This is a genomic window from Arthrobacter sp. Y3221159, from assembly GCF_059089885.1.
In genome coordinates, this window is the sequence record NZ_JBNHFC010000009.1 from 114888 (window position 1) to 130680 (window position 15793).

Annotated in this window: 15 protein-coding genes and 2 pseudogenes; 11 read left to right on the forward strand and 6 right to left on the reverse strand. The window is 61.3% G+C overall.

Annotation, left to right across the window (positions count from 1 at the left end; genetic code table 11):
- Positions 1 to 111: 111 nt before the first annotated feature.
- The 4 genes from AC5RT3_RS11160 (at position 112) to AC5RT3_RS11175 (ending at position 3929) form a co-directional block, all read left to right on the forward strand.
- Positions 112 to 825 carry an SDR family oxidoreductase gene (locus AC5RT3_RS11160; RefSeq protein ID WP_494124194.1) on the forward strand — a complete coding sequence of 238 codons (714 nt, stop codon included), beginning with the start codon at positions 112 to 114 and terminating at the stop codon, positions 823 to 825.
- Positions 826 to 1134: 309 nt separating this feature from the next.
- Entirely contained in the window at positions 1135 to 2133 is a 999-nt protein-coding gene (locus AC5RT3_RS11165) for an NADP-dependent oxidoreductase (protein ID WP_494124195.1), read from the forward strand.
- A gap of 50 nt (positions 2134 to 2183) precedes the next feature.
- The gene (locus AC5RT3_RS11170) at positions 2184 to 3050 is read left to right on the forward strand and encodes an alpha/beta fold hydrolase (protein ID WP_494124196.1); all 867 of its coding nucleotides are present in this window, start codon (positions 2184 to 2186) and stop codon (positions 3048 to 3050) included.
- Positions 3051 to 3326: 276 nt separating this feature from the next.
- Positions 3327 to 3929, forward strand: coding sequence for a TetR/AcrR family transcriptional regulator (locus AC5RT3_RS11175; protein WP_494124197.1), 603 nt, complete (start codon positions 3327 to 3329; stop codon positions 3927 to 3929).
- A 574-nt stretch (positions 3930 to 4503) separates the two neighbouring features.
- Here the strand turns inward: AC5RT3_RS11175 and AC5RT3_RS11180 are convergent.
- Both AC5RT3_RS11180 and solA read right to left on the reverse strand, forming a co-directional pair.
- On the reverse strand, positions 4504 to 5178 hold the full coding sequence (locus tag AC5RT3_RS11180) for a haloacid dehalogenase type II (protein WP_494012146.1): 675 nt from the start codon (positions 5176 to 5178) through the stop codon (positions 4504 to 4506).
- Positions 5179 to 5272: 94 nt separating this feature from the next.
- Positions 5273 to 6457 carry an N-methyl-L-tryptophan oxidase gene (gene solA / locus AC5RT3_RS11185; RefSeq protein WP_494124198.1) on the reverse strand — a complete coding sequence of 395 codons (1185 nt, stop codon included), beginning with the start codon at positions 6455 to 6457 and terminating at the stop codon, positions 5273 to 5275.
- Between the two features lie 165 nt (positions 6458 to 6622).
- Between solA and AC5RT3_RS11190 the strand changes: the two genes are divergently transcribed.
- Positions 6623 to 7525, forward strand: coding sequence for a LysR substrate-binding domain-containing protein (locus AC5RT3_RS11190; RefSeq protein WP_494012144.1), 903 nt, complete (start codon positions 6623 to 6625; stop codon positions 7523 to 7525).
- A 377-nt stretch (positions 7526 to 7902) separates the two neighbouring features.
- On the opposite strand, the gene AC5RT3_RS11195 is transcribed toward AC5RT3_RS11190, so the two are convergent.
- Positions 7903 to 8262, reverse strand: a complete 360-nt coding sequence (locus tag AC5RT3_RS11195) for a cupin domain-containing protein (RefSeq protein ID WP_494124199.1) — start codon at positions 8260 to 8262, stop codon at positions 7903 to 7905.
- A 563-nt stretch (positions 8263 to 8825) separates the two neighbouring features.
- Here AC5RT3_RS11195 and AC5RT3_RS11200 point away from each other — a divergent pair.
- Genes AC5RT3_RS11200 through AC5RT3_RS11215 form a run of 4 tightly spaced genes read left to right on the forward strand, consistent with a single transcriptional unit; the run spans position 8826 to position 12800 of the window.
- On the forward strand, positions 8826 to 9503 hold the full coding sequence (locus tag AC5RT3_RS11200) for an aspartate/glutamate racemase family protein (RefSeq protein WP_494012142.1): 678 nt from the start codon (positions 8826 to 8828) through the stop codon (positions 9501 to 9503).
- Between the two features lie 33 nt (positions 9504 to 9536).
- On the forward strand, positions 9537 to 10823 hold the full coding sequence (otnK, locus tag AC5RT3_RS11205; protein ID WP_494012141.1) for a 3-oxo-tetronate kinase: 1287 nt from the start codon (positions 9537 to 9539) through the stop codon (positions 10821 to 10823).
- Positions 10805 to 11464, forward strand: a complete 660-nt coding sequence (gene otnC / locus AC5RT3_RS11210; RefSeq protein ID WP_494012140.1) for a 3-oxo-tetronate 4-phosphate decarboxylase — start codon at positions 10805 to 10807, stop codon at positions 11462 to 11464. Before otnK ends, otnC begins: the two co-directional genes overlap by 19 nt.
- Positions 11454 to 12800, forward strand: coding sequence for an MFS transporter (locus AC5RT3_RS11215; RefSeq protein WP_494012139.1), 1347 nt, complete (start codon positions 11454 to 11456; stop codon positions 12798 to 12800). The genes otnC and AC5RT3_RS11215 overlap by 11 nt, the downstream gene beginning before the upstream one ends.
- A 118-nt stretch (positions 12801 to 12918) precedes the next feature.
- Here AC5RT3_RS11215 and AC5RT3_RS11220 read toward each other — a convergent pair whose 3' ends face one another.
- The 3 genes and pseudogenes from AC5RT3_RS11220 to AC5RT3_RS11230 form a co-directional block, all read right to left on the reverse strand.
- Positions 12919 to 13404 (reverse strand): hypothetical protein, encoded by a 486-nt coding sequence (locus AC5RT3_RS11220; protein WP_494012161.1) that lies wholly within the window; start codon positions 13402 to 13404, stop codon positions 12919 to 12921.
- A 16-nt stretch (positions 13405 to 13420) separates the two neighbouring features.
- A pseudogene (locus tag AC5RT3_RS11225) lies at positions 13421 to 13540 on the reverse strand (hypothetical protein); the annotation flags it as partial.
- Between the two features lie 68 nt (positions 13541 to 13608).
- Positions 13609 to 13765: pseudogene (locus AC5RT3_RS11230) on the reverse strand (IS3 family transposase); the annotation flags it as partial.
- A gap of 125 nt (positions 13766 to 13890) precedes the next feature.
- Between AC5RT3_RS11230 and AC5RT3_RS11235 the strand changes: the two are divergent.
- Positions 13891 to 14565 (forward strand): GntR family transcriptional regulator, encoded by a 675-nt coding sequence (locus AC5RT3_RS11235; RefSeq protein ID WP_494012138.1) that lies wholly within the window; start codon positions 13891 to 13893, stop codon positions 14563 to 14565.
- Positions 14566 to 14712: 147 nt separating this feature from the next.
- Positions 14713 to 15771 carry a phosphotransferase gene (locus AC5RT3_RS11240; protein ID WP_494012137.1) on the forward strand — a complete coding sequence of 353 codons (1059 nt, stop codon included), beginning with the start codon at positions 14713 to 14715 and terminating at the stop codon, positions 15769 to 15771.
- The last annotated feature ends 22 nt before the right edge of the window (positions 15772 to 15793 follow it).

A 15793-nucleotide genomic window follows, 5' to 3' on the forward strand; every position in this document is an offset into this window, starting at 1 on the left:
GCCCGCCCTGCCTGCTCCCCCGGAGTCAGGGGCGGGCGGCCCCCAAGCGACCTCAGCACCATCCGCACATTCCGGGTGCGGATTCAGCCCCCTAATAAGGAAGTTCTTGAAATGCCCTCACTTAATGAAGCAGTCGTCCTCGTCACCGGTGCAAACGGCGGCATCGGAACACACTTCGTCCACGACGCCCTCGCCCGCGGCGCCAGCAAGGTCTACGCCACCGCCCGCACCCCCCGAACCTGGGAGGACGAGCGCATTGTCCCGCTCACACTCGATGTCACAGACCCGGCCTCCATTCAGGCCGCAGTCGAAGCCGCAGGCGACGTCACGGTGTTGATCAACAACGCCGGAGCGTCCGTGGCAAGCCCGGGCATCCTTACCCACACCGACGCGGAAATCCGGACCAACGTCGAGACGAACTTCCTCGGCCCCCTGTTCCTCGCCCGCGCCTTCGCGCCGATCCTGTCCGCGAAGGATGGCTCGGTGATCATCGACATCCACTCCGCAATGAGCTGGTACGCCGTCGGCGGCATTTACAGCGCCACCAAGGCTGCCCTCTGGTCGGCCACCAACTCGCTGCGCCTGGAACTCGCACCCGAAGGGGTTCATGTGGTGGGCGTCCACGTAGGGTACGTCGATACGGCGATGGCCGTGAACGCCACCGATCCCAAGATGGACCCGGCTGACCTGGTCACCACGGTATTGGATGCCGTCGAAGCCGGTGAGTACGAGGTGCTGGCTGACGAGACATCCGTGCAGCTCAAGGCCGGACTCAGCGCCCCCATCGAGGCTCTCTACCCCCAGCTGGCCGTCAAGACCGCCTAGAACGCGCGCGGCGCCGTGGTCATGAAGAACCACCTCACTGACCACGGCGCTTCCCAAGCCCGATCCTCAAACCGGCATGCGCGACTGGGAGCAGGGGGCAGCGGCAACCCCGCTTCGTGCGCACAACACCTTCCCCTTGAAAAAATATCTGAGTTCAGTCATAATTGATTGCAATCGTTATGGGACGCCAGCTAAAGAATTGCCGGCTGGCACCGACCACCTGCCGGTGCCCGAGCGGGCGTCCCCGAGATATCGCTGCATCAAGGGCACCAACTACAAATCCACCACCCCCAGAAGGAGCATCACGTCATGCGAGCATTCGTCGTCACCAAGTACAGGGAGCCGCTGCGCGAGGCAGACGTCCCCGAGCCAATCGTCGGGGACCGCGATGTGCTCGTACAAGTGCAGGCGGCGGGCCTGAACCAGCTGGACGAGAAGATCCGGCTGGGCGAGTTCAAGCAGATCCTGCCCTACAAACTCCAGCTGATCCTCGGCAACGACGTCGCCGGCACCGTCCTGCAGGTCGGGGCAAAGGTGCGCGGGTTCAAGCCCGGCGATGAGGTCTACGGCCGCCCCGACAAGGACCGCATCGGCACCTTCGCCGAGCGCATCGCCGTCGCCGAGGAAGACCTGGCGCTGAAGCCGGCATCGGCCAGCATGGAGGAAGCGGGCTCGCTGCCGCTGGTAGCGCTGACCGCATGGCAGGCCCTCGTCGAGCAGGGCAACGTCCGACCCGGGCACAAGGTCCTCATTCACGCCGGCACCGGCGGGGTCGGCTCCATCGCCATCCAGCTCGCCAAGCACCTCGGCGCGACCGTTGCCACCACCGCCAGCGGCTCCAACGCCGACTTCGTGCGCGACCTCGGATCCGATATCGTGATCGACTACCGCACCCAGGACTTTGAGCAACTCCTCAGCGGGTACGACCTCGTGCTCGACAGCCTCGGCGGGGAGAACCTCGAAAAGTCACTGCGCATCCTCAAGCCCGGCGGCAAGGCCATCGGTATCTCCGGCCCGCCGGATCCGGCGTTCGCACGCGAAGCCGGACTGAATCCTGCGCTCCGCCTGGCAGTCACTCTACTGAGCAGCAAAATTCGACGGCAGGCCAGGAAGCTCGGCGTCAGCTATGAATTCCTCTTCATGCGCGCCAGCGGGGACCACCTGCGCCAAATCAGCGCCCTGGTCGACGACGGCGTGCTGCGCCCCACCGTAGGAAGAGTCTTCAGCTTCGACCAGACCCCAGAGGCGCTGCAGTCCCTGGCCGCGGGCGGCATTCGCGGAAAAGCAGTTGTCGCCCTGACCCACTGAACCGCCACCCATTAACACCTCTATAAACCACACGCAGGAGAAGAACCGCCATGGACAACACCGGCACCCCGCACGAATCCCTCGCTACCTCATATGCCAAAGCACCTACCAAAGCCCTCACCGCTGGTGGCACCTCCTACGCGTACCGCGAGCTGGGACCGAAGGGCGGCATCCCCGTCGTGTTCTTCGTGCACCTCGCCGCCACCTTGGATAACTGGGATCCCCGCATCATCGACGCCATCGCGAAGACCCGCCACGTCATCACCTTCGACCAGCCCGGTGTCGGCGCCTCCACCGGGCAGGTGCCGGACAGCATCGAGGCAATGGCTGACGACGCCTACACCTTCATCAGGGCCCTCGGGTTTGAAAGAATCGATGTTTTCTCCTTCTCCCTGGGCGGCATGATCGCCCAGGACCTGGCCCTTAAGCATCCCGACCTTGTCCGCAAGCTTGTGCTCACCGGGACCGGCCCGCGGGGCGGAAAAGACATCGATAAGGTCCTGGGCACCACCTACTGGGACATCCTCCGCGCAACCCTGACAAGGTCCGACCCCAAGGAATTCCTGTTCTTCAACCGCAACACCACCGGCAAACTCGCCGCGAAAGCGTTCATCAGCCGCCTTAAAGAGCGCACTGTCAACCGTGACAAGCCGATCAGCACCCGTGCATTCCAAACGCAGCTGAAGGCAATCCAGGCGTTCGGCCGCTCCGCCCCGTCAGACCTGTCCACGCTCACCCACCCCACCCTCATAGCCAACGGCGACAACGACCGCATGGTGCCGTCCGCTCTCTCCGAAGACCTGCAGCGGCGCATCAAGGGATCCGAACTGATCCTCTACCCCGACTCCGGCCACGGCAGCATCTTCCAGCACCACGCCAAGTTCGCACCCGCCGCCGTCGAATTCCTCGCCGACTGACCCACATTCCGAACCTCTACCTCTCATCATCGAGAGTTCGCCGACACCGCGGCCCGCGGTGGCTTCTTCACCAACAGCGCGGTCAAGCAGCTTTCCCGCCGCTGATACCGATTGCTTCGGCAACTCACGCTTATGACATAGACCCCCGCTCCCCTACGCGAAGCACCGTCCAGCCTTCCCGCTGCTTGAAGCGGACAGGACGGGGGGTGCCTCGGCTCTCGGTGGTCGTTATACTCAGAACTGAGTCCAGTCAGTTTACGGTCCGGAGGAACCTTCATGTCTGTCGCATCCCAGCCGCTCGGACGACGCGAGCGGAACAAGCAGCAGAAGCTTGACCGCATCACTGCCGCGGCCAGTGCGCTGTTCGCGGAACACGGGGTCGAAGAGGTCACAACCCAGCAGATCGCCGATAAGGCCGATATCGGCACCGGAACCCTGTTCCTTTACGCAAAGACCAAGGGAGAACTCCTCCTGCTAGTGCAGAACGCGCACTACGCGGAAGCGCTCGAGCGGGGCCGGGCCGAGGCTGACACCATCCCGGATGCACTGGATGCAGTGATGGCCATCGTGCGGCCGATCGTGGAGTGCAACCGCGTCCAGGTCGACAATGGGCGCACCTACCTGCGCGAGATGGTCTTCGGCGACCCGACGGAGCCCCACCACAGTGAAGCTCTTTCCATCGTCGCGCAGACCGAGGAGGCTATCGCTGCCGTTCTGGGCCGGAATGAACTTGTCAGTGCCGATGATGCCGCAACAACCGCACGCATTTTCTCGGCCGTCATGTTCCTCAGCATGGCAATGAGTGCGAATCCCACTCTTGGCACCGAGGAGATTGTCCAGGACATCAAGACCCAAATCCGCCTGCTCCTGCCCCGCTGACGCAAGAACTTTCACCTATCGCCGTCAGGCTTGCCGCCTGTCACCCCAGACCTACACCCGAAGCTGACACACGGCTCCTTGCCTGGTCCTGCGAACAGGTCGACGTTTGAACGAGAAGTCAGGTCCGCCTGCCCACAGCCGGGGACAATTCTCATAGGTTATCCACCGCTACTGCTGCCATGGAGCTTCCCCAACGGCTCCTACTTCCAGCCGTGGATAACCTGAATTGACCCCAGCCATGGACGGATCAGAGTCGCCATCAATTCCGGCCGCCAGCAGGCACGGGTTTGGCCGACCGAGGCAGGTTAACGGAATATCCGTTATCGGCCTTTAAGAAACAAGAGTCAAGTAGTTGCGAGAATGCCCGCCCCGCCCTGATGATCAGGAGAACGGCCGCAAGAACAGGCGGAGTTCCTTGTCTTCCAAGAAGCCTGCCAGCTGTTGTTGGCGGGCTTCTTGGAAGTACATAGTCACCGTGCCAGCGTTTGAACGCCTTGAGTGAAATGGTTGATCGGGACGTGACGCCGCATACGGCTTTCGTTTAAAGGTGTGGCCTTTCGCATCGGACCCGGGGTTAGAGACCGAGGTGCTTGTTCAGCTCGTCCAGGGACTTAACAGTGAAGATGTTGTAGCCCGGGGCGAAGGGTTCAGCGCCACGATCGAGCATCACCAGGTCCCGGAAACCCAGGTTGTACATCGGAATGTGGTCGTACAGCGGGTGCGAGGAAACATGCAGGAAGTCTTCGGGCTTGGCGTTCAGACTGTCCAGCATGTACTCGAACGCCTGGAGGCGCGGCTTGTAGGCCTGGGCCTGCTCAGCAGTAAACACGGCGTGCCACTCGGCGCCGAGCTTGGGAATGCTGATGTCCAGGAAGCTGTTGTCCGCGTTCGACAATGCGACCAGCTTGTAGTTGTCGCCCTGGAGCTTCAGCGCGGCCGGCACGTCCTCGTGGGCAACGGCGTTGCGTACTGCCTCTGCGAGCTCTGCGCCGGCACCAGGGGTTGGCCCGATGCCGAACCGCTTGCATGCGCGGTCAAAGGCATCCTGAAGGATCTGCTCGTAAGGCTTGTAGTTGCCATTGACCTCGTCAAACCGGTATGCCCGGAAGATCTTTTTGAAGGCCAGCCACTGCTCGTCCGGGATGCGGCCGTCGAGCAGGCGCTGGGTGGTTGGATAGATGGTGAAGTTGATGAGCGTGCCGTAGACATCGTAAGAGATGTACTTGGGCCGGAAGTTCGTGTCTGCCATGATTTGTCCGTTCCTGGTTGTTTGTATTTTTCTGGTTGCTATTTGTTTATTTGGCGACATGGGCGATCGCCTTTGGGTGAAGGATCGGTACCTCTTAGCTCAGAGCCAGTGACGTGAGCCGTGTATCCGGTCCGAGGAACCGTGCCGGGTTCATGAAACTGAGGTCGGTGGTCGTTTTTCCGTCCAGCAGGAGGTCGGCGGCAATGGCTCCCAGTGCGGAAGCCATCTTGAAGCCATGGCCGGAGAAGCCGGCCGCCACGACGACGCCTTCCATCCCGGGAACAGCGCCGAACAGCGCGGTGGTATCAGGTAAATGACCGTCCGCGCACGTGGCAACGCGCACCGGGTCCGGAATCAGTCCCGGCATGAATTCCCGGACCCAGGACCGGATGGTGTCCAAATGCTGCGGATCCCAAGTAGGAGGCTTCTCCATGGACTCGACCTCGTCCAGGAACCTGCTCGCGACAACTTTCACCGTCCAACCGTCGGCGCTCGGGAACCCGTAGAACTGGGCGTTGTCCGACCTTCCGGCTTCCTCCGCCCTCCTGAGGAAGACCGGCATGTCTTCCCTGCAGAAAGCCGCCGGATCCGCGACGGGGAACCACGTCAGGATCTGTGGCAGAACGGAAAGGTGAACACCGAGTTCCTTGCACACAGCTCCCGCACCATTGCCCTGCGAGATGATCACCCGGGAGGCGATGATGTCTTCCTGATCGGTCCGCACGATATACCGGTCACCGTAGGGTTCAACGCTCTGCGCCTTCCGGTTTCCCAGTAACTGAGCACCTAGACGGGTAGCCTCGCGCAGTGCGGCGGCCACGGCTCTCTCGGAAGTCAGGTAGCCACCCTCAGGGTCGAAGATTGTGACATCGGTGTCCCTGATTACGTGTTCGGGGTACTTGGCCCCGGCCTCGTCGCCCCGGAGAAATTCGTAGTCAAGGCCATTGTCTTTCCCGGCTGCGAGGAGCGATGCCAGCCGAGGATTGTGCTCGTCGTATATCGTGACAGCACCTGTGGTGTTGAGCAGCCGAATGCCGGTGATTTTCTCCAGATCCCGCCACACATCCTGTGACCTCTGCAGAAGGGGTGTGTAATGCCCGCCTTCCGCGTAGACCTTGCGGAAGAGGCGCGATTCGCCCGTGTAGGCAGAAAAGGGGCCCGGAATCGAAAACCGGTCTATTCCAATGACCCTCTGGCCACGGGAGGCGAGTTGCCAACCGGCCATGCTTCCAACAGAGCCAACTCCGACGATGACAACGTCTGTTTCGAGTGCAGTCACGCTTCTACCTTGCTTCCCTTATCGCAAGCCGCTGTCCGGTCCCCGGTCTGCCTCTGGATGGCATATCGTCGGCTGTGCTTCCAGTCCGACCAGCGTACGACACAATAAAATAATGATTAAGGGCCTGTAAGGCAACGCATTATTGCTGAAAACGAAAGAAGCAGGATGGATCTCACATCGATTGATGATTTGGAGTTCTTCGAACAGGTAGCCCGTTCCCAGAGCCTTACTGAAGCGGCCAGGGGTTGGGGTAAGTCGGTGTCGGCGGTAAGCAAACGTCTGGCCGCGCTCGAGTCGCGCCTGGGGGTGGCGCTGGTCCGCCGCAGCACCCGGAGGCTGACCCTCACCGAAGAAGGGGAGCGTTACGCGACCGGCGCCCTGGCAATCCTGCAGCAAAAAACTGATCTTGAAGACGCCCTGTCATTGCAGCATGGAGAGCTGAAGGGACGGATCAGTGTCCATTCGAGCCTGGGAATCGGTCGAAAGCACATTGCGCCGCTGCTGGGTGAGTTCGTCCGGCAACATCCTTTGATCCAGATCGATTTGGAGCTCTCACCACTGCCTTTGAACATCTCGGGTACGAGCTTCGACATCGCCATCCGGGTCGGAGGACTGTCGGACTCCAGGCTCAAGGCAAAACTCCTGGCGCGGAACCGGAGGATCGTGTGTGCGGCGCCCAGCTACATTGAGGGTGCATCGCCGTTGAAGAACATCAGGGACCTGGAACGGCACAACTGCATCGTCCTGCGTGAAAACAACGCCGACTACTCGCTGTGGCGCTTCGGCGAGAAGGGGCATGAGTATGTCGACGTCAAGGGCAGCATGATCAGTGATGACGGGGATGTCGTGACCGACTGGTGCGTCCAGGGCCTCGGCCTGATCATGCGCTCCACCTGGCACGTCAACCCATTGATCCAGCAGGGGGTCCTGCAGCAGGTCCTTGCTGATGTCCCGACGCCCAGCGCCGACATCTATGCCCTCTACCCCGCCGTGGCTAAGACACCCCGCCGGATCGTCGCGGCCATTGAGCACCTGCGACAAGGCCTCGCAGCGAGGATAGGTTCATAGGCACACGTCAACGAGCACGGCATCGTGCCACCTGGCGACGGGAGCCGGCACTCAACGACCGTTAGAACCCGCCCACCCCAGGCCCGTCGTCGTAGTGTGTTCGGGGACATTGCGGGCCTGCGCAGCCTGTTCGCCCGCATCATCCTGCCGGCGCCGCCAGGCATATTTGAAGGGCCGCACTGATGAAGTGCGACAGCTAGAAGGAAGCAGCCATGATTCAGAACTGGGGGCAAGTTTCGGCCTGGCCGGCTTGCAGGGTGCCCCGGGACAGCTGCTGCTGTCCCGGGGCACTCTTTCACCTCAGACGCGGCGACAAACCGTGACCGCGGCGGTGGCGCTGACGTTTGCCGAATCGAGTTAGTCTGCGCGTAATTGGGTTAGTCGGTCGTCGCCGGAACATCCTTGACAACCCACATCTTGCGCACGGTTTCGTGGATAGTCCACACCCCTTCCCAGCCGGCCGGCATCACGAACAGAGTACCTGGACCGATGTCAAAGCTCGTTCCGTCCGCTTCAGTGATGGTTGCGGACCCACTCAGAATCTGGCAAATTTCGTCATTCTGCCGGACGGTTTTGGACACTCCCGGAGTTGCCTCCCAAATACCCACTTTGAAGTCGTCCCTGGCCCAAAGGCGGAAAGACACATCCGTCTGGCCGGGCGTAACCGAATTCTCCTTGGGAGTGTGCTCCCCCGGATCTGCTGTTGTTGCGTCGCTCATAACGGTGGCCTTGACCATAGCTTCTCCTTCTCATCTTTCCCTTGATGAATGCCGTTGTCCCGCCTCGGGGTCGGCATCTGAAGGGCATTCTCTTCGGATTTGCTAGCGTACGTGACAAGAAGAAGCTGATTAGGGACCCATTGGGCAAGGCACTTTTTCTAAAAACGAAAGAAGCAGAGGTGGGATCTGCCAGGCGCCTCGCTGCAGTCGGCAACCGCATATTTACGCGCTTCCCCCGCCGGCACAGCAGGAAGGAGAGCCCCTCTTTCCGTATCAGCACGGGCGCCCGCGACGGCGGATCACTCGTGTGACTTGATCGTTTGATCATCGACGGATTGACACTTCTTTCGCGCAAGGAAACATTGCGTTGCCTGGCGTGTAGTTATTCAAGTTCTTCTTGTTTCGTACGCTGATCTGACCGGAACCAAAGCGGACGATAGCGCTTTGCGAGGCAAGCCCGGAACAGGGACAAACCGTATTCAACAAGCGAAAGACTCAACGATGAACAACACTCGCCGTGTCGGCCTTGCCGCAGCACCGGCGGTTCACGCCGCAGCACGCCCCGGGAAGCAGGCCTGGAGATGAACAACACTACTGTGCTTGCAATGCTGCACACGGTCCCCGGCCTGGTGACGGACATGGAAGCCCGGGCCCAGAACATGGTTCCCGGCCTCCGTGTCCTGCACTACGTGGACGAGTCATTGCTCCACGACACCATTGAAAGGGGAACCACACCAAGACATGTTCGACGGCGGCTGGTCAACTACGCCCGCTACGCCGAAGAATCAGGTGCCCGGGCATTGTTGGTGAGCTGCTCCTCCATCGGTGAAGCGGCGACCGCTGCCCGGGACTTTGTGTCCATCCCTGTCCTTCGCATCGACACTCCAATGGCTGACCTCGCTGTCGCATCCGGCGCCAGGATCGGCGTGCTCGCAACCGTATCTGCCACCCTTGGACCCACTACCCGGCTCGTCCAAGCCGCAGCCACCAGGCAGAACATGACGCCCGCTATCACCGCCAGAAAGGTGGATGGCGCTTTCTCCGCCCTGCGCGCAGGTGACCGGGAGCTGCATGACACGCTGGTGCTCGCCGCATTCTTGGAACTGGCGGCGGAGTGCGATGTCGTCGTTCTCGCCCAAGCGTCCATGGCCCGGGTCGTCAAGCACACCCAAGAGCAGCCTGGCGGACCGATCGTCCTTGCTTCGCCTGACTCCGGCATGACCCAGCTCAGCACGATCTTCCCCTCCAAAGACTCATAAGAACCGCGTCTAATCTCGAGAAGGATTCCAGCCATGCCAAACACCCGAACGAAAGCCACTGTCCCGTGGCTGGGAGTTATCGCCGATGATTACACAGGTGCCTCCGACGTGGCCGGCACTCTTGTGCGCGCCGGGATGCGTGTGGTCCAGACCTTCGGCATCCCTGAGCCGTCCATGCAGCTGCACGACATCGACTGCATCGTCGTTTCCCTGAAGACCCGCAGCGTGCCCGCCGCAGAAGCTGTGGAGCGGTCTCTGGCAGCGGCGCACGCCCTCAAGTCGCGGGGAGTTCAGCAGCTCTACTTCAAGTACTGCTCGACGTTCGACTCGACTCCCGAGGGAAACATCGGCCCTGTCGCAGACGCCTTGCGCAACGAGTTCGTCCCTGACGGCCAGGTCACAGTGGTCGCTCCGGGTACGCCGGCACTGGGGCGGACCGTTTACAACGGTGTGCTGTTCGCCGGCATGGACCTCCTGCAGGAATCTTCCATGCGGCACCACCCACTGACCCCGATGTCCGACTCGAACGTGCCGAGGCTGCTTCAGGCGCAGACCAAGACCCTCGTGGGTCGCGTCGACTACACCGCAATCGAAGCCGGCGCGGCTGAAGTCCAAGCGCATCTCCAGGGGCTGAGCGCTGCGGCTACCGGGTACGCCGTCGTTGACACCCTCAATGACCGTCATCTGGCAGTGCTGGGCGCTGCACTGCTCGATTATCCGCTTGTCACCGGGGGATCAGGGCTGATTGGCGGGCTGGCGGCTGCCCACGGATCCCGCGTGCAAGCAGAACCGATGCACGCTACCCGGCCAACGGGGCCGGCCGCGATCGTCGCCGGCAGCTGCTCGGAGATGACAAGAGCCCAAATCGAGACGTTCCGCCAGTTCCGCCCCTGCTTCCTCGTCGACCCTGTCGCCATCGCTGAAGGACGGGACCTGGTCGCCGAAGCGCTGGAGTTCGCCCGGGAGAACATTGCGGACGGCCCGGTCCTGATCCATTCCACCGTGTCGCCGGAGGAAGTAGCGAGGGCGCAAAGGCAGCTCGGGAGGGCCCGGGCTGCCGAAATGACCGAGGAGAGCCTCTCCACAATCGCCGAAGGACTCATCGGCCTGGGCTGCCGGCAACTGATTGTCGCCGGCGGAGAAACCTCCGGCGCTGTCGTCCGCCGCCTCGGAATCACCACAGCCCGTGTCGGCAGGGAGGTCACCCCCGGTGTGCCATGGCTGACAACCGAAACCGAACCCGGGCTGTCCATCCTGCTCAAGTCCGGAAACCTCGGAAGCCCGAGGCTCTTCCTCGACGCATGGGACCACGACCGGTGACCGCCAAGGACACCCGCAACGAACTCGTCCGACTGGCCAGGTCCTTGCACCAACGAGGCCTCACCAGGGGGACATCCGGAAACCTGAGTGCGCGTGTGGCAGGCGGGATGCTGATCACCCCCACCAACGCCTCTCTCGGTGAACTCAGAACAGACGATCTCGCAATGGTTTCCGACACCGGCGAACATGTAGCCGGCGCAGCCCCGTCCAAGGAGGCATTCCTGCACTTGGCGATGTACCGGGCGCGACTGCAGGACCAAGCCGTGGCCCATCTGCATTCCACATACGCTACAGCGCTTTCGTGCCTGGACGACGTGGACGATGATGACGTTCTGCCGCCCCTGACGGCCTATTTCGTCATGAGAGTCGGGCGGCTGGTCCGGTTGCCCTATTTCGCACCCGGAGACCAGGGCCTGGGCGAGACCGCCGAAAAAGCGGCAGCATCAAGCCGGGCCCTGCTGCTGGCCAACCACGGACCGATCGTATCCGCGCCTTCCCTGGCGCAGGCCGTGGACGCAGTTGAAGAAGTAGAAGAAACAGCCCGCCTGTTCTTCCTCCTGCAAGGCCGCGCGACTCGGCCCCTCCAACCCGCACAAGTTGCCCATCTCTGTGCAGGGCATCCTTACTCCCATGGCACGTAAACGTCCGGGCAGCACTGGACCCGCCCCGCAACTGTTGCTGGCCAGCCAGTTGATTTTCCACATCGGCTTCTACTCCGTGGTGCCGTTTCTCGCAGGCGTCATGCGGGACGACTTCGGCATGGGAACGTTGGCAATCGGGATCGTTCTTGGCGCGCGCACATTTGCACAGCAAGGATTGTTTCTCTTCGGCGGGGCGCTTTCGGACCGATGGGGAGCACGGCAGTCAATGATTGCGGGTTGCCTGGTACGGGTAGCGGGCTTTCTGCTTCTGGCGTTGGCATCCGATTTCCCGCTCTTCCTGTTTGGAGCCGTTGTGACTGGCATCGGCGGCGCACTCTTCGCGCCCGCGATGCAAAGTCTCGTGGCCGCTGCCGCCGAGCACCGCGCCCTCCAGAAAGGCACCAGACCGGAAGACGACGCGCACAGAGCCGCCTTACGGAAAAACCAGGGATCCACACTCTTTTCCCTGCTCGTGGTCTGCAGCGAGGTAGGTACTGTTGTAGGTCCGCTTTTGGCAACGCTTCTACTCAAAACCGCTTTTGATACCGCACTGCTGGTCGGGGCAGGGGTCTTTGCCGTGATGGCTGCAGTCTTCCTGTTCTTCCTGCCAAAACCAGACCGCGCCGACCCCGAAACGGCAGGCGGAAAGACCGCCTCCTCACCGGCGTCGGGCCTCTGGTCCTGCCTCAAGGAGAAAAAGTTCGTCCGATTCACGGCCTTCTACAGCGTCAATCTCCTGGCAACCAACCAACTGTATTTCGGGCTTCCAGTGGAACTGGAACGCAGCGGCGCAGGAGCAAGTGCGTTGGCTGTGGTCTTTGCCTACACATCCGTCCTGACCATCACCCTTCAATGGCCCATAGCCCGGCTAATGCGCAAAGCCGGATCGGAAATCGCCCTTCCTGTCGGCTTTGCCCTGCAGTCCCTTGGCTTCGCCTCCATGGCAGTCCTGGCGGTCATCCCTCCGCCAAGCGGTCTCCCCATCTTTCCGGCCCTCCTGCTCGTAACAGGTCTTGCCCTCGGGAATATGTGTGTAATGCCCATGGCCATGGGACTGGTACTGGAGTTCGCCGCCGGCCGCCCCACAGGGGCCTATTACGGTTTGCTCGCCACCGCAGGAGGACTCGCAGTCGTCATCGGTAATGCAGCCTTGGCCCCGCTGTACGAACTCGCCTACACACCGTCGATCACGGCACTCCCTCCCTGGCTCCTCCTGTCACTCTTCGCAGCGATAACAGCAACATTCATTCGCCGCTTCGTCCCCAACAGGCCCCCCCGACTCCGCCCCCAGTTTGTCTTTCTACGTGGTCGCCGACCAAGAAGCGTTCGAACATGACCTGATCGCCCAGCGACACGGCCGGCGACCCCGCGGCAGTCGGGCATCATGGCCCCGGAACGGTCACATCAGGAAGCCGCTAACGGTAAGGCGGCAAAGCGGATGGCAGCAGGCCAACTCAGGAGCTGCTCAGCATGGTTTCCCGGAGCCGGGATTGGGCCAGGGCCAGCCCGGCATACGCCGCTCCCCGGGCCACCGACAGTCCAATCAATTGCTGCGCCACGGTGATCTCAGGAACGACGGCGAGGCTTCGCGCCAGCCGCCTGCGCGCCTCGGGAAGGACTTCCTCCAAGAGCGGACTCAAGCGGCCCGCGAAATACACTGACTCCGGGTCCAGCGTGACTGCCACCGCCCCGACAGCGGTGACGATCGCCGTCGTAAGCACCTCCACCACTTCCGCCCGGGACGCCTCGTTCAGGGGCCGGGACCAGAGCGCTTCGATACCATCCAGGTCCAGTCCCCGGCCCTTGGCAAAGTGGAGGAGACCCGACACCGACAATGTGCCCTGCCGCGCCGGATACGTCAAGATATGCGGACGGCCGGCCCCGGCGCACAACCGCGTCGCTTCCCTGCTCGACGACGAAACCGTCCGAACGAAGCTCATCCACCTTCCTGGACACCGTCGCCTGGCTCAAAAGCGTCAATTCGATCAACCGGGTGCGCGTCAACGGGGCTTCTGAAAGGACCGCATCAAGGACCGAGGCCTTGTTGTAGTCCGCTGTCGTCGGGTTACTGCTCATCGGACAACCCCAAGTCTTTCTCGACGGGACTGTCCCATCGAAGGGCCGCCCCGGTTGTCGCCGAAATAGGGGTTAAGGTGCCTTGCCAGATACGTATCCGCCCGACGCAGAATGTTACTCTCCTGCCCCGACAACTGGTTCCGCTTCTTCAACTCCCCCACCTCCGCCGCTGCCGGCCCCGACCAAAGGTCTCCTTACGCTCGCGATGACGATCCAGCGCCTCAAGTCATGGCCGAGAGCCACAACCACGAGTACTTGCCCGTCAGGTCAAGGAGACAAGCCAAGGCACTCGCTTCTCACGCCATCGCGATCAACTGCCCTATAGTCGACAATGCCGTTAGGATGTATGAATGGTTGAACGAATCGAGATTTTCCATTCATCTACTGTGCAACAGGTTGCAGACGGCCTCACGACCATGATCCTCAATGGAAGACTTGCACCTGGGGAGCGCCTCCGGGAAAGCGTCCTCGCCGACAACCTGCAACTTTCAAGAAACACCGTTCGCGAAGCTGTCCGCATAGTCCAGGCTGGCGGCCTCATTCGCCATCGCCCGAATCACGGCGCAGTGGTTTGGGACCCCACCGACGCAGAAATCATGGACGTCTATAACGCACGTTACTACCTGGAGACCACGGCTGCCCGAAGCGTATCCGAAAGCACGAACTTAGATGAAGTACATGCCGCCATGGAAGAGTTCCGGGCGACTCTGAGAAGCGGTGACCCCTTCAAGATCGTCGAAAAAGACCTTGCGATACATAGCGCACTCATTGGCCTTCTTGGAAGCAGGAAACTAAGGGCGTTCTATCAGCAACTGGTCACCGAACTCAGGTACTTCATGTTCGTGCTCTCCACCGAAAAACACGAGTACGAGGATCCGGAAGCACTGGAAGCCGAGCACCAAAACATTGTAACGGCCCTTGAAACCCGTGATCCCGTCATCGCGGAAAAGGTTGTCTCCGAGACCATCATCGAGAACCGGGACGTCATCCGACAGATTATAGCGACGCGACACGCTGCCTCCTGATCGAAGCTGGTAGAACGGGCCCGGCAAGGCAAGCAATAGCCGAAGCCGCGGTTTCATGAAGCTGGAACATTGGCACGCACGCCACTTGCCTGTAGGATTGTTTACTGTTGAGCAGTTGAACATCCCTTACACAGCAGGAGCCAGGACATGGATGTCAGTAATGACGCTGAATTTATTGACGCGGTCGCAGCAGAGAGCGGACTCCTTGCGGAGCAGAAACAGCTTCCCGATCAGGAGGTCTTGGAGCTCCTTCAAAGGTATTACGGCCTGAACGGCACATTCATGAGGATTCCCACCGAGAAAGACGAGACTTTTCGCCTGCTGAACGGTGCGGACACCTATCTGGTCAAGTTGTCGTCCCCTGATGAGGATCCCCTGATCGTCCACCTGCAGACGGCCTGCATGGAGTATATGGAACACTCCGCGCCCGAGCTTCCAGTCCAACGTCTTGTAAAGAGCCTTGTCGGGGAACCCGAAGTCCACATTCCGGTACCGCATGGTCCCTATGATCGTGTTCTTCGGGTGATGCGCTTCATGCCTGGAAAGCTGCTCGCCGATCATGCGCCGTCGGCTGATCAACTCCAGCGATACGGCTCAAGCTTGGCCCAGCTGGGCATCGCGTTGCGGGACTTCGATCATCCGCGTGCCGACCGCATGCTCCTATGGGACCTTAAGCATTTCCACCGGATGCGGCCGCTGCTTGAATATGTTGACGATAAGCAAAAGCGATCCCTGGCCGAGAACATTTTCGATCAGTTCGACGAGCGAGTGGTTCCGCTTCTTGACACCCTCACTCCACAGGTTGTTCACGGCGACTTCAGTCCGTTCAACGTTCTCGTCAGCCCTCACACCCCCCAATACGTCACAGGTATTATCGACTTCGGGGATGTAGTGCGCACCCCCGTCATGTTTGATCTCAGCGTTGCTATGGCCAACCAATTAGGGACAGATCCGGGTGAGCCCTGGAATCGTGCACTGAACGTCATGGATGGTTACCTCGGTGTCCGTCCGCTGCCCCTTCACGAGGTCGAAGCGCTGACAGTTTCGGCGCCGGCCCGGCTCCTCCTACGAGCCCTGATCACGCAGTGGCGGGCCGCTCAACTGCCCGAAACCCGAGATTATCTTCTCTCCCATTCAAAGACGGACTGGGACCGGCTCGCCGCCACAGCCGCCAGCCCGGCTCCAAAAATGCGCCTCGCACTCTGAACCCGATGAATCAGCCTTCAGG

Bases quoted from the DNA above. Each gene is read 5' to 3' on its own strand.
- AC5RT3_RS11160 (WP_494124194.1), top strand. From the start codon at position 112: ATGCCCTCACTTAATGAAGCAGTCGTCCTCGTCACCGGTGCAAACGGC.
- AC5RT3_RS11180 (WP_494012146.1), bottom strand. From the start codon at position 5,178: ATGGCAGACACGAACTTCCGGCCCAAGTACATCTCTTACGATGTCTAC.
- AC5RT3_RS11200 (WP_494012142.1), top strand. From the start codon at position 8,826: ATGAACAACACTACTGTGCTTGCAATGCTGCACACGGTCCCCGGCCTG.
- AC5RT3_RS11165 (WP_494124195.1), top strand. From the start codon at position 1,135: ATGCGAGCATTCGTCGTCACCAAGTACAGGGAGCCGCTGCGCGAGGCA.
- otnK (WP_494012141.1), top strand. From the start codon at position 9,537: ATGCCAAACACCCGAACGAAAGCCACTGTCCCGTGGCTGGGAGTTATC.
- AC5RT3_RS11220 (WP_494012161.1), bottom strand. From the start codon at position 13,404: ATGAGCTTCGTTCGGACGGTTTCGTCGTCGAGCAGGGAAGCGACGCGG.
- AC5RT3_RS11175 (WP_494124197.1), top strand. From the start codon at position 3,327: ATGTCTGTCGCATCCCAGCCGCTCGGACGACGCGAGCGGAACAAGCAG.
- AC5RT3_RS11215 (WP_494012139.1), top strand. From the start codon at position 11,454: ATGGCACGTAAACGTCCGGGCAGCACTGGACCCGCCCCGCAACTGTTG.
- otnC (WP_494012140.1), top strand. From the start codon at position 10,805: ATGGGACCACGACCGGTGACCGCCAAGGACACCCGCAACGAACTCGTC.
- AC5RT3_RS11235 (WP_494012138.1), top strand. From the start codon at position 13,891: ATGGTTGAACGAATCGAGATTTTCCATTCATCTACTGTGCAACAGGTT.
- AC5RT3_RS11170 (WP_494124196.1), top strand. From the start codon at position 2,184: ATGGACAACACCGGCACCCCGCACGAATCCCTCGCTACCTCATATGCC.
- AC5RT3_RS11240 (WP_494012137.1), top strand. From the start codon at position 14,713: ATGGATGTCAGTAATGACGCTGAATTTATTGACGCGGTCGCAGCAGAG.
- AC5RT3_RS11195 (WP_494124199.1), bottom strand. From the start codon at position 8,262: ATGGTCAAGGCCACCGTTATGAGCGACGCAACAACAGCAGATCCGGGG.
- AC5RT3_RS11190 (WP_494012144.1), top strand. From the start codon at position 6,623: ATGGATCTCACATCGATTGATGATTTGGAGTTCTTCGAACAGGTAGCC.